Origin of the sequence: Mesonia maritima (genome assembly GCF_042433895.1) — a bacterium.
Classification (GTDB): Bacteria; Bacteroidota; Bacteroidia; order Flavobacteriales; family Flavobacteriaceae; genus Mesonia; species Mesonia maritima.
In genome coordinates this window covers 40422-52565 of the sequence record NZ_JBHLUA010000002.1, presented here as the reverse complement: position 1 = coordinate 52565, position 12144 = coordinate 40422, and the positions used below count along the sequence as shown (strand labels likewise).

Here is a 12144-nt window from a genome sequence, read left to right as displayed (position 1 = left end):
TTTTTATTCTACCTCATAAACGTCTATCGTTTGTGAAAAAGTTGAGTGTAATTCTGTACTTGGTGAATAAAATGTCGGAAAATCAATTTCTGAAAAAATAAAATCATAGGTATTTTTACTATAAATCATTCCCACATCTTTAGCGAAATAATTTTTTGAAAATAATACTTCTTGTTCTTCTAAAAGTGGAATAGGAAATCCAATAGATGCGTCTATTTGCATAGTAACGCTAATGGTTGATGTTAACACATCTTCAAAATTTTCCCCGTTAGCTTCATAACTTTCTAGAAATGAATCTTGATTTGTCTCTATGGTATAGGTAAAGGTTAACGGAATATCAAACCCTTTATATTCTATGTTTTGTTGAATCTCATCGGTTACTGAAAATAAATTGTCTCCTGCGGTCGCGTTCGCATCAAATACAATAGCATTTTGAATAGGAAGATTAATGGATTCTAACGGTATTTCAGTAAACCCTAAATCATTAAAATCAACTGACAAATTTCCACTATAAAATAACTTACCGTTTACTTTATTAACTGCACCCCGACTTAAAATTGCTGTAAATGAGCCTAAATATGGGGAAATGCTTGTGTTAAAAGTATAATTTTTATTCCCCGAAACTTCTGAAGACCCTGCGACAGTTAAGGTTTCGATATCTTCTTCTGGATTTTGACCTTCCATTTGATAACGATCATTATAAGTCCAAGAATTTCCTGTGGTTAACGGATAATAATTACTTGCTGAAGGATCTGGCTCATTATCACTTCCACTATCATCATCACTAGAACAAGCTGCAAAAATCACTACCGATAATACTAATAAACTGAATTTAATTTTTTTCATCATTATAAATTTATCCTCCTAAAGTAAAAATTTATAATAAGAAAAGCGAATATTTATTATTTTTTAGAAGTAATGGTAATCGCTGCCAGTAAATCTTGCATGCCTTTATCCTGATTTTTTTTGGGTGTTTCGTATTCATCTTCATTAAACGTAATAAGTTTCCAACGTTTATCATTATATTCTAATGAAGTTAAATTTTCGACCCAATCACCAGAATTTAAATAAAGACAAGTTCCAAATTTATTGACTTTTCGTACAATTTGAGGCTGATGAATATGACCACAAATCACGTATTTATATCCTTTTTCTATTGCTAAATCTGAAGCGACTTGCTCAAAATCTTGAATATATTTAATCGCTTTTTTTACACTGTTTTTTATTTTCTTGGAAAGAGAAAATTTCTCTTTTTTGAATAAAAGTAGCCACCAATTTAAAAATTGATTAATTAAAATAAGTAAATCATAACCCCAACCGCCAAGTTTTGCAATCCATTTTGCATTTTGAATAGAAGCATCAAAAACATCCCCATGAAAAAACCATGCTTTTTTTCCGTCAAGTTTCAATACCAATTTATCGACCACGGCAATTTTTCCCATCGAAATATCACTGAATTTTCGTAACATTTCATCGTGATTTCCAGTTATATAGATAACTTCAGTTCCTTTAGCTGAAAGATCAATAATTTTTTTAATAACTTCTAAATGCGCCTTTGGGAAATAACGTTTTCGAAACTGCCAAATATCTACAATATCGCCGTTTAAAATTAATTTTTCAGGCTTAATGCTATTCAAATACAGCAATAATTCTTTGGCGTGGCAACCAAAAGTTCCTAAATGAACATCAGAAATTACCGCTATTTCAACTTTTCTCTTTTTCAATGGCTAGCATTGTTTAGGTTTGTACAAAAAACGGAAAGCTTTATCAAATTCATATTATCCTGTGTTTAAACTAATTTGAAGTTTATGTTACCAGATTAAAAGCTATTCCGTAAATTCCATTTTTAAATATTAGCTTAAAAAATTACATTTGTTCAAAACAGGTTTATGGCAGGAAATTCCTTTGGCAACATTTTTAAATTAACCACCTATGGCGAATCACACGGAAATTCTATTGGTGGAATTCTCGAAGGTTGTCCTGCAAATCTCAATTTAAACCTAGAAGCCATTCAAAAAGAGCTAGATAGAAGAAAACCAGGTCAATCTTCCATTGTAACACAACGTAAGGAAAGTGATACGGTAGAATTTTTATCAGGCATTTTTGAAGGAAAAACTACCGGAACTCCCATTGCTTTTCAAATTAAAAATAAAGATCAAAAGTCCAAAGATTACAGCCATATAAAAGAAATTTACCGTCCGAGTCATGCCGATTTTACCTACGATAAAAAATACGGTCATCGTGATTATCGCGGCGGTGGGAGATCCAGCGCCAGAGAAACTGCTTGTAGAGTTGTTGCGGGAGCAATCGCAAAACAATTACTTCAAGATATTCAGATTATCGGTTTTGTTTCTTCTGTAGGAGAAATTTCGCTTGAACAATCTTTCGAAAAACTTGACTTTAAGTCTATTGAAGAAAATATTGTACGTTGTCCAGATCCTGAAATGGCCACAACAATGGAAAATTATATTAAATCGATTCGGAAAGAAGGCGATACCGTTGGCGGAACGGTAACGTGTATTATCAAAAATGTTCCAATGGGTTTAGGCGAACCGGTTTTCGATAAATTACACGCGCAATTAGGAAAAGCGATGTTATCGATAAATGCGGTAAAAGGTTTTGAATATGGAAGTGGTTTTGAAGGAACAAAAATGAGAGGAAGCGAGCATAACGATCGTTTTTTGGAAAATGAGCAAACACAAACAAATTTTAGTGGCGGAATTCAAGGTGGAATTTCCAACGGAATGGATATTTATTTTAAGGTTGCTTTTAAACCCGTCGCAACCTTAATGCAAAAACAAACGACTATAAATAAAGATGCTGAAAAAGTTGAAATGCAAGGAAAAGGACGTCACGATCCTTGTGTTGTTCCGCGTGCGGTTCCTATTGTAGAAGCAATGGCAGCTTTGGTTTTAGCCGACTTTTATTTACTTCAAAAAATTAATTCAGAAAAAATATAAAATAGAAATATGAAAAAATTAGCATTGCATTGGCAAATATTATTAGGAATGGCGCTTGGAATGATTTTCGCCTTAATCTTAAGTAATTTTGCGTGGGGAAGCGATTTTATTTCTGATTGGATAAAACCTTTCGGAACTATTTTTATCAATGCATTAAAACTAATTGCAGTTCCTTTAATTTTAGCCTCGCTTATTAAAGGAATTTCAGATTTAAAAGACATTTCGCAGCTTTCAAAAATGGGTTTCCGCACCATTTCTATTTATATAATGACCACAGTTATTGCCGTTTCAGTTGGTTTGGTAATTGTAAATTTAGTAGAACCCGGAAATACAATTTCTGAAGACACTAGAACTGAACTCGTAGAAAGTTATGGAGGTGATGCAGACCTTACTCGGCAAAACGCGCAAAAACAAAAAGAAGCAGGTCCGTTGCAAGCTTTAGTCGATTTAGTTCCTGAAAATATTATTGGTGCGGCAGGAAAAAACTCCAATATGTTGCAAGTTATTTTCTTCGCTATTTTCTTTGGAATAGGACTTATTCTCATTCCTGAAAAAACCTCAAAACCGGTTAAAGATTTTTTCGATGGCTTTAATGAAGTTATTCTAAAAATGATTGATATTATTATGCTTACCGCTCCATACGGCGTGTTTGCACTTTTAGCGGCTTTAGTAGTTGAAGCTCCCAGCGCCGATTTGTTCGCTGCTTTAGGAATGTACGCATTGTGTGTTGTTGGCGGACTTTTAATAATGATTTTAATTTACACCTTAATCGTTTGGGTTTTTACAAAAAAATCACCAAGCTTTTTTATTAATGGTATTTCTCCAGCGCAATTATTAGCTTTTTCCACCAGTTCAAGTGCTGCAACTTTACCGGTTACAATGGAACGTGTAGAAGAGCATTTAGGCGTTGGCAAAGAAGTAAGCAGTTTTGTATTACCGATTGGCGCAACCATAAATATGGACGGAACAAGTTTGTATCAAGCAGTTGCGGCAGTTTTTATTGCACAAGCCTTTGGGATGGAATTATCATTAGCAACTCAATTAGGAATTATCGCCACCGCTACGTTGGCTTCTATTGGTTCTGCAGCGGTTCCAGGCGCAGGAATGGTAATGTTGGTAATTGTACTTGCGCAAGCCGGAATTCCGGAAGCTGGTTTGGCTTTAATTTTCGCTATCGATAGACCATTAGATATGTGTAGAACTACCGTAAATGTTACCGGTGATGCTTCGGTTTCGATGTTAGTGGCAAAATCGGTGAATAAATTACGCGATAAACCTCTTGTGAAAAATTGGGACGATAATTATAAAAAGTAAATGGATTTTTCAGTCTAAAAACTTTGCCTGTATCTCCGGTGTTGGAATCATACAGGCATTTTTTTTGCCAAACCATTTATAGCGATTCTTGGCAATAAAATCGTAAACCAAATTTCTAAAACCTTCGGGAAGTCCTAAAAATAATCCTAGAATAGGGTAGAAACCATTCATTTTTTTTGCGATTTTTAAAGCTGCTGTAGATTTTACATCATAAGAAATACCCGGTTCAATTAAAATAATTGAATCTACTTTTTCAGTATCTATTCCGCGTTCTTGGGTTAATTTTTGACCGATTTCACTTTGTAAAGAAGCAAACCGAAAAACATCTTTTTTATCGTGTTTAATGATAAGTTGAATGGCATTATTACACAAATTGCAAACGCCATCGAATAAAATAATTTGCTTTTCTTCTAGATTATCTTTCATCATTTTTTGCTCGCTGAACGAGTTCTAATTTATCTAAAGCGACTTCAGTAGTAAACATTCCGTAGTTTACAATGGCTTTCCCTTTTTCAATTTTATCAATCGAACCTACAGATCGACTATCTTGTAAGCGAACGCGATCGTTTACTTTAAACGAAACAATTTTTTTCTCAGCTTCCTTTTTTGCAGTTTCTTCTTGCTGCTTTTTCTCTTCTTTCTTCTTTTGTCGAATGACGTTTATTTTCTTTTCAGCTTCTTTTTTTATTTTTTGTTCTTGGTCTTTTTTCTCTTTTTGTTGTTTTTTGGTTTCTTTTTTTCGCTTAGAATTTTCAATGGCTACTACTTTTAAAAATTCACCAATCAATAGTTTTTTGTTATTGTTGTTGAAGAATTTCTCACTTAACGAATCAATTTTTTGACCTAAATGAATTAAACGTTGGTTGCTATCATACAATTCTTGAAAACCTTCTAATTTCTGCTGAACTCGAGAATTTATTTCATCTAAGCGCTCTTTTTCTTCCGTAGCTTTTAATTCTTTTTCCTTTAAACTTGAAGTTGTTTTTTGAAGCTTTGAGCGTTCTTGTTGAAGTTTGGCTATACTTTTATCGAACCTGATTTTTCCGCGTTCTACTTTCTTTTTTGAGCGGTTAATTAAACTATACGGAATACCATTTTTTTGTGCTACTTCAAACGTGAACGAGCTTCCTGCTTCACCTAAATGCAATTTAAATTTCGGTTCAAGTGTTTTGGAATCAAAAAGCATATTCGCATTGCTAATCGCTTCGGTTTCATTTGCCATTTTCTTTAAATTAGCGTAATGCGTCGTGATAATTCCGTATGAATTTTTCTCGTAAAAAACTTCCAAAAACGTTTCCGCTAAGGCGCCACCGAGTTCAGGATCGCTTCCAGTACCAAATTCATCAATTAAAAAAAGCGTTTTATCATCACATTTCCGAAGAAAATATTTCATATTCTTTAAACGATACGAATAGGTGCTTAGATGATTTTCAATACTTTGGTTATCACCAATATCAGTCAAAATTTTATTGAACAAACACATTCTACTGTATTCGTGAACGGGAATCAGCATTCCACTTTGCAACATAACTTGCAGTAACCCAACGGTTTTTAATGTAATACTTTTTCCTCCCGCATTGGGTCCTGAAATCACGATAATTCTATTATCGGGTTGTAAACTAATATCTTGCGGAAAAGTTTTTTTATTATTTTTTTTATTGTTTAAAAATAATAACGGATGATAAGCTTCTTGAAGTTGAAGTTCTCTTGTTTTAGTGATTTTTGGTAAAACCGCATTTAATTCTTCAGCATATTTAGTTTTTGCCGCGATTACATCAATATCACTTAAATATTCCTGATAATCGATTATTAATTCGCGATAAGGACGAATTTGATTGGTTAAGGCTTTTAAAATCCGCTTTATTTCTTCGCGCTCTTCATATTCAAGATTATTAAGTTCGCGTGCGTGTTGTAAAGTAGCTTCCGGCTGAATAAAAACGATGCTTCCGGTTTTAGAATTTCCTAAAATGGCTCCTTTTACTTTTCGTCGATGCATTGCTGAAACCGCCAACACACGAACATTATCGACCACCGATTCTTTTATTTCATCTAAATAACCATAACTATGGTAACGTGATAAATCGCTTGAAAAACTCGAATTAATTTTACCGCGAACCTGATTTATCGAGCGTCGTATATTTTGAAGTAGAGGAGAAGCATCATCTTTTAATTCGCCAAACCGATCGATTACTTTGTTAATCGCTTCAATTAAATCGGTTGTAAACTCGAGTTCTTGAGAAGTTTGAAATAATGACGGGTAAATTTCTTGATACTTCTTAAAATATAAAATATGCGTATTTACCGTTTGCGAAATATTGGCGATTCTTCGAAAACCGATCACTTCTAAAATACTATCTTCAATTCCTAAAAATTTAATTTCTTGTTGAATAGGATCGAATCCGTGATTAGGAATACGTGTTTCCTGAAGCGCAGAAGATTTATACTCATTGGTTTGATGCAACCCAAAAAGCGCCTCTTTATACGATGAGAAAGGTTTTATATTCAACGATTTTTCTTTTCCCAGATCGGTGATGCATAACTTTTGAATTTGTTTACAAACTGTGGGAAATTCTAAATCGGTAAGTGTCTTGTCTGTTATTTTTATCATAGCAATTTTTCCTACTTTCGTAGCTGGGCAAATTTAATCAATAATTATGAAGGTAAACATAGATGAAAGCTGGAAAAAAGAACTCCATTCAGAATTTGAAAAAGAGTATTTCAAAAAATTGGTCAATTTTGTAAAACAAGAATATCAGCAATATACTTGCTATCCGAAAGGAAAAGATATTTTTTCAGCTTTTGATTATTGTTCTTTTGATGATTTAAAAGTGGTGATTCTTGGGCAAGATCCTTATCACGGCGTAGATCAAGCCAACGGTTTATGCTTTTCAGTAAAAGATCATATTGCGATGCCACCTTCATTAATCAATATTTTTAAGGAAATTGAAAATGATGTGGAAAAACCTTTTCCTAAAACGGGAAATTTAGAACGTTGGGCAAAACAAGGTGTTTTATTACTGAATGCAACGTTAACAGTTCGCGCGCATCAAGCCGGGAGTCACCAAAATAAAGGTTGGGAAAAATTTACCGATACCGTAATTTCTAAAATCTCTGAAGATAAAGAAAATGTGGTTTTTTTACTTTGGGGTGGTTTCGCAAAAAAGAAAAAAGCTAAAATCGATGCGTCGAAACATCATATTTTAACTTCTGGACATCCCTCGCCGTTAAGTGCGAATCGAGGTTATTGGTTTGGAAACAAACATTTTAGCAAAACAAACGCTTTTCTAAAAGAAAAAGGATTACAACCTATAGAATGGTAAAATTTTATTGGGACCGCCAAAGTATTTTATTAACCCAAGGTTCGTGTTGAAATTGAGAATTTATTTCTAAGAGTGCCTAATGGGTTTACACTCGATAGCTTACTTTTTTGCTGAAGAAACGCGCGGATCGCTGCTGTCTTCATGATTTCTACTGAATAAAAATAGAAGGGTATTTACCACTAAAAGAAGCGCTAAAATTCCAAAAAAATATAACATAGCTAATTTCGTTTAAAACTGATTTCACTATGTAGATGGAGATGTTAAGAAAAGGTTGCGTAAATTTTATAAAAATTTTATAATTCGTTCTTTGTCTTTAAATAATTATAAATTTCATACTGCGAACGAATTTTATCTTCTCCTTTTTTAGGCTGAATATAATTGTTCGATTCTTCTTCATCTTGAATTCGCGCTTTCATATTATCTTTCAATTGAATATTCAAAATATCTTTGAATTCTTGTGCAATTTCAGGATCGTAAACCGGCGCTAAAACCTCAATTCTTCGATCTAAATTTCGGTTCATCCAATCGGCACTTCCAAAAAATAATTCTTCATCACCATCATTATGAAACATATAAATTCTACCGTGCTCCAAGAAACGATCAATTATACTTGTCATATAAATATTTTCGCTTAAGCCTTCAACACCTGGAATTAAACACGTAAAGCCACGAACAATTAATCTAATTTGAACTCCACACGAACTTGCCCGATAAAGTAAATCGATAATTTCTTTATCTTCTAAACTGTTCATCTTAGCGGTAATTTTGGCTTCTTTTCCCGCTTCGGCGTGATCTATTTCGCGCAAAATCATATTGGTAAACGCTTGGCGTGTATTAAAAGGCGAAACCAATAGATTCTTAGTTCGCGGAATAATTAAATCGCCTTGTAAAACTTTAAAAACACGATTTAATTCTTTGGTTAATTTTTTGTGGGCTGTAAAAAGCGCGTGATCGCAATAAATTTTACTGGTTTCACTGTTGAAATTTCCCGTTCCGATATAAGCGTAATGAACAGATTCTTCATTTTCTTGTCGTGTGATAAGTAGAATTTTAGAATGCACCTTAATTTTAGGATAACTATAAATTACTTTTGCTCCTTTTTCTTCAAATTTCTTTCCCCAATGTATGTTATTTTCTTCATCAAAACGTGCTTTGGCTTCCACAAAAACCGTCACATTTTTATTGTTTTTTAAAGCTTTTAAAATAGAAGAAGTCAATTTAGACTCATCTGCTACACGATAAAGTGAAATTTTTATATCGGTAACTTTTTCATCGGTAGCGGCTTGTTCTACAAATTTTTCTACATAAGAAAAAGACATATACGGGTAATGAACTAATTGATCTTTTTCTTTAATCGTTTCGAAATAATTTGTAGATTTTTCTAAACCAGAATGGGAGAGTGGTGGTAATTTTTCGTAAAATAAATCTGCATTTTTAGTAGGATCTGGGAAACTGAAAAAATCACTAAAATTATGATATTTTCCGCCCGGCATCATATCGATTTTTCCTAAGCCTAAATGTTTCCGTAATTTCTTTTGAAGCGGTTTCGGCATTTCTGAATCGTATAATAAACGTGTAGGTTGCCCATCGGTTCGTTGTTGTAAAGATTCATAAATTTTTTCAGCTAAAACGCCTTCAAACTGGTCGTCGATGTATAATTCGGCATCGCGTGACATTTTTACTTCGTAAACGCCTTCAATTTCTTTATTCGGAAAAATTTGGTGTATTTGCGTTCGAATAACATCATCTAAAAAGCTAATAAAATGTTTTTCACCTTGTGTTTTATAGGTAACAAATCTTCCGTTTTGTTTCACCGGAATATTTACTAAACCGGCCAATTCTGTATTTTTAAAACTAACGAAAAGGTAAATAGTATTATTCTTTAGAAAAGCTTTTTTACCATTTTCAAAATCAATTACTTGGGGTTTTAAATTTTGGACTACTTCAGCATTAAAATAATTTTTTGCTTCTTCTTTTTGTGAAGTTGTAAAATCTTCTTCTTCAATTAAATAAATTGAATTCTGTTTTAGCTCAGGAACAATTTGTTCGTGAAAAATCTCACCGAATTTGTGCTGATGTTTTTTAACTTCAGCAATTATTTCTTTTACTTTTTTTGAAGGTTTTAAGGCTAATTTTTTCCGAAGACTTTTCTTTATCTTTTTTATTTGTCGAAGTTGCGAAACGCGAACTCGATAATATTCGTCTAAATTGGATGAAAATATCGCTAGAAATTTTAAGCGTTCATAAACCGGATTTCGTTTGTCTTCAGCTTCTTGCAACACGCGTTTATTAAAGCTGAGCCAGTTTAGATCGCGGTGTTTGAATTTATTTTCTAGCGGTTTCATCATAAAATTAACATTTCGTCAAAACTACAAATAAGCGAATGCGAAGCACTTTAAATTTGTGTTAAATAAAAAGCTTACACGAGTTTATTTAGCGTTAATTCGATTAATTCTTCAATTAATTCTTTTCCTTTTTTACTGAATTCTCCTGTGGCTCTATTTGCAATAATCGCATTTAGTGAAAGTGCACGATGACCAAAGATTTTTGATAATCCGTAAATTCCGCTGGTTTCCATTTCCAGATTGGTAATTTGCTGATTTTGGTAGTTGAAACTTTGTAATTTATCTACAAATTTTTCATCACTTAGTTTTACTCTTAAAACTCGACCTTGTGGTGCATAAAACCCAACATTTGTAGCGGTAATTCCTGCGTGAATTTTCTCATTATTGGAAAATAAATCAAACAAATTATCATCAGAATTAATCACATAAGGTTTTGCTAGACGTTCGTTTGAAAGATGGTTGTGAATTGCTGAAGAAAATTCGTTATCCTGAAATTTTTCACTTTTATAATAATGAAGAAGCGAATCGAAACCTACCGCTTTTTTTGAAGCTACAAACGAATCTACAGGAATATTTTCTTGTAAAGAACCGGAAGTTCCTATGCGAATAATATCAAGCGAACTTAGTTCATTTTTTACGGTTCTGGTTTTTAAATCTATATTGGCTAACGCGTCTAATTCATTTAAAACAATATCGATATTATCGGTTCCAATTCCGGTGGAAATAACGGTAATTCTTTTGTTTTTATAATAGCCGGTTTGGGTATGAAATTCTCTTTTTTGTGTAGAAAATTCAATAGATTCGAAAAAATTGGTAACGGTACTTACACGATCTGGATCGCCAACAGTTATAATAGTTTCAGCAATATTTTCCGGGTGAAGTTGAAGATGATAAACACTACCATCTGGATTAAGAATTAATTCAGATTCTTTTATTTTCATATTATAATTTTAGTAACGAAAGGTTATCTGGATTATAAAGAAAGTCATATTTAGATACGCCGCCAAAACGCGTATCGTCTTGCAAATCACGATAAAAGTTTTGTTTTTCGTGTAAGGCTAATTCTCCGTTTTCATTCAGTTTAAAAACACTACCTTTTTCGTGATAAAAAGGTTTTAATTTTTTAATTAACCGCATCCATTGGTGCGATTCGTATCCATAATAACCTTGATATTGAAGCGTATAACCCAATAATTGTTTTTGAGAGGTAATTTGATTGTTTGCAATTAATTTTAAAACATTTAATTCCAAAGCGTTAAACCCATTATTCATATTAGGAAAACGTTGCAAATGTGCACGAATACAACTCGCTAAATAGGGAAAGGTAGAATTTTTACTGGCTTCAGGTTTTAGTTTTAGTGGATTATTTCCGCAGTAATATTGCCACATCGATTCAGCAAAATCAATATCGTCAGCAGTTAAGGTGATTTTAAGATCTAATAATTGCTTTAATTCTTTATCATTTAAAGAAGAAATAGCTTGGTGTTTGGTTTCGCTAAGACTTGAAATGCTAGTGAAAGAAATAGTAATATTTTTTTCTTGCTGCTTTATAAATTGAATGGCAGCGAGCATATTTATATGACAAAACAGATCGAAATCTAGCCAAATTAAAACTTCGTCATCATTAGTTAATGCTGAGAGTTTTTCAAGCTCTGGTAAAAAATTTTCTTCGTAATTTTTAAAGGTTATCTGGTAAACTTCTTTTAAAAATTTCTTTCGAAGAGTATTAAAGTCAGTCGAACCAACTTCAGAAATGGTTGGACCTTCGCACATCATTTCTCGCCAAGTTACAATATTGCTTAATCCGAAAGCCTTGAGTTTTTCGGTACAACTATCTCCACAAGTAATGTGTACTGTTTTTTTCATAATTTTTATCCACCTACGCGTTTTACATTAAATCCTTTTTCTTTCAACATTTTCATAATTTCAGGTCGATAATCACCTTGAATAATTATTTTGTCATTTTTAGTAGTTCCGCCAACGCTAAGTTTTGTCTTTAGTTCTTTAGCGAGCTTTTTAAAATCTTCATCGGCTCCGGTATAACCTTCTATAATGGTCGTTGGTTTTCCTTTTCGCTTTTCATATTTACAAAGTAGCGGATCGTCTTGTAACCAAAGTTTATTCTCATTATTAGCTGAAGTTTCTTCATTTTCTTCAGGAACGTGGTCTGGAAATAAATCTTTTAATTGATCTTTTAAGTCCATA

General features: G+C 32.9%; 11 protein-coding genes. 3 read left to right on the top strand and 8 right to left on the bottom strand.

Annotated elements, in window-relative coordinates; genetic code table 11:
* Positions 1-3: 3 nt before the first annotated feature.
* Positions 4-846: a hypothetical protein gene (locus ACFFGL_RS00325; RefSeq protein WP_309729208.1), complete on the bottom strand. Its 843-nt coding sequence runs from the start codon at positions 844-846 to the stop codon at positions 4-6.
* 56 nt (positions 847-902) lie between these two features.
* Positions 903-1724, bottom strand: a complete 822-nt coding sequence (locus ACFFGL_RS00320; protein WP_309729206.1) for a UDP-2,3-diacylglucosamine diphosphatase — start codon at positions 1722-1724, stop codon at positions 903-905.
* A 165-nt stretch (positions 1725-1889) separates the two neighbouring features.
* Here ACFFGL_RS00320 and aroC point away from each other — a divergent pair, with 165 nt between their 5' ends.
* Entirely contained in the window at positions 1890-2960 is a 1071-nt protein-coding gene (aroC, locus tag ACFFGL_RS00315) for a chorismate synthase (protein WP_309729205.1), read from the top strand.
* 9 nt (positions 2961-2969) lie between these two features.
* Positions 2970-4274, top strand: coding sequence for a dicarboxylate/amino acid:cation symporter (locus ACFFGL_RS00310; protein ID WP_309729203.1), 1305 nt, complete (start codon positions 2970-2972; stop codon positions 4272-4274).
* A 9-nt stretch (positions 4275-4283) separates the two neighbouring features.
* Here the strand turns inward: ACFFGL_RS00310 and ACFFGL_RS00305 are convergent, their stop codons facing one another.
* Positions 4284-4703 carry a thiol-disulfide oxidoreductase DCC family protein gene (locus ACFFGL_RS00305; RefSeq protein ID WP_309729201.1) on the bottom strand — a complete coding sequence of 140 codons (420 nt, stop codon included), beginning with the start codon at positions 4701-4703 and terminating at the stop codon, positions 4284-4286.
* Positions 4690-6882 carry an endonuclease MutS2 gene (locus ACFFGL_RS00300; RefSeq protein ID WP_309729199.1) on the bottom strand — a complete coding sequence of 731 codons (2193 nt, stop codon included), beginning with the start codon at positions 6880-6882 and terminating at the stop codon, positions 4690-4692. Before ACFFGL_RS00300 ends, ACFFGL_RS00305 begins: the two co-directional genes overlap by 14 nt.
* Positions 6883-6928: 46 nt before the next feature.
* Between ACFFGL_RS00300 and ACFFGL_RS00295 the strand changes: the two genes are divergently transcribed.
* The gene (locus ACFFGL_RS00295; protein ID WP_309729197.1) at positions 6929-7594 is read left to right on the top strand and encodes a uracil-DNA glycosylase; all 666 of its coding nucleotides are present in this window, start codon (positions 6929-6931) and stop codon (positions 7592-7594) included.
* A gap of 293 nt (positions 7595-7887) precedes the next feature.
* On the opposite strand, the gene ppk1 is transcribed toward ACFFGL_RS00295, so the two are convergent.
* The 4 genes from ppk1 to ACFFGL_RS00275 all read right to left on the bottom strand — a co-directional run bounded on the left by ppk1 (position 7888) and on the right by ACFFGL_RS00275 (position 12143).
* The gene (gene ppk1, locus ACFFGL_RS00290) at positions 7888-9942 is read right to left on the bottom strand and encodes a polyphosphate kinase 1 (RefSeq protein ID WP_309729195.1); all 2055 of its coding nucleotides are present in this window, start codon (positions 9940-9942) and stop codon (positions 7888-7890) included.
* A gap of 71 nt (positions 9943-10013) precedes the next feature.
* Positions 10014-10880, bottom strand: coding sequence for a nucleoside phosphorylase (locus ACFFGL_RS00285; protein WP_309729193.1), 867 nt, complete (start codon positions 10878-10880; stop codon positions 10014-10016).
* Position 10881: 1 nt separating this feature from the next.
* Positions 10882-11805: a DUF1835 domain-containing protein gene (locus tag ACFFGL_RS00280; RefSeq protein WP_309729191.1), complete on the bottom strand. Its 924-nt coding sequence runs from the start codon at positions 11803-11805 to the stop codon at positions 10882-10884.
* A 5-nt stretch (positions 11806-11810) separates the two neighbouring features.
* A complete protein-coding gene (locus ACFFGL_RS00275) occupies positions 11811-12143 on the bottom strand; it encodes a translation initiation factor (RefSeq protein WP_309729190.1) in 333 nt (110 codons plus the stop codon).
* Position 12144: the final 1 nt, after the last annotated feature.

What these genes read in the sequence shown, in the direction of transcription:
- ACFFGL_RS00325 (WP_309729208.1), bottom strand. Translation starts at nt 846, where the DNA reads ATGAAAAAAATTAAATTCAGTTTATTAGTATTATCGGTAGTGATTTTT.
- aroC (WP_309729205.1), top strand. Translation starts at nt 1,890, where the DNA reads ATGGCAGGAAATTCCTTTGGCAACATTTTTAAATTAACCACCTATGGC.
- ACFFGL_RS00310 (WP_309729203.1), top strand. Translation starts at nt 2,970, where the DNA reads ATGAAAAAATTAGCATTGCATTGGCAAATATTATTAGGAATGGCGCTT.
- ACFFGL_RS00305 (WP_309729201.1), bottom strand. Translation starts at nt 4,703, where the DNA reads ATGATGAAAGATAATCTAGAAGAAAAGCAAATTATTTTATTCGATGGC.
- ACFFGL_RS00300 (WP_309729199.1), bottom strand. Translation starts at nt 6,882, where the DNA reads ATGATAAAAATAACAGACAAGACACTTACCGATTTAGAATTTCCCACA.
- ACFFGL_RS00295 (WP_309729197.1), top strand. Translation starts at nt 6,929, where the DNA reads ATGAAGGTAAACATAGATGAAAGCTGGAAAAAAGAACTCCATTCAGAA.
- ppk1 (WP_309729195.1), bottom strand. Translation starts at nt 9,942, where the DNA reads ATGATGAAACCGCTAGAAAATAAATTCAAACACCGCGATCTAAACTGG.
- ACFFGL_RS00285 (WP_309729193.1), bottom strand. Translation starts at nt 10,880, where the DNA reads ATGAAAATAAAAGAATCTGAATTAATTCTTAATCCAGATGGTAGTGTT.
- ACFFGL_RS00280 (WP_309729191.1), bottom strand. Translation starts at nt 11,805, where the DNA reads ATGAAAAAAACAGTACACATTACTTGTGGAGATAGTTGTACCGAAAAA.
- ACFFGL_RS00275 (WP_309729190.1), bottom strand. Translation starts at nt 12,143, where the DNA reads ATGGACTTAAAAGATCAATTAAAAGATTTATTTCCAGACCACGTTCCT.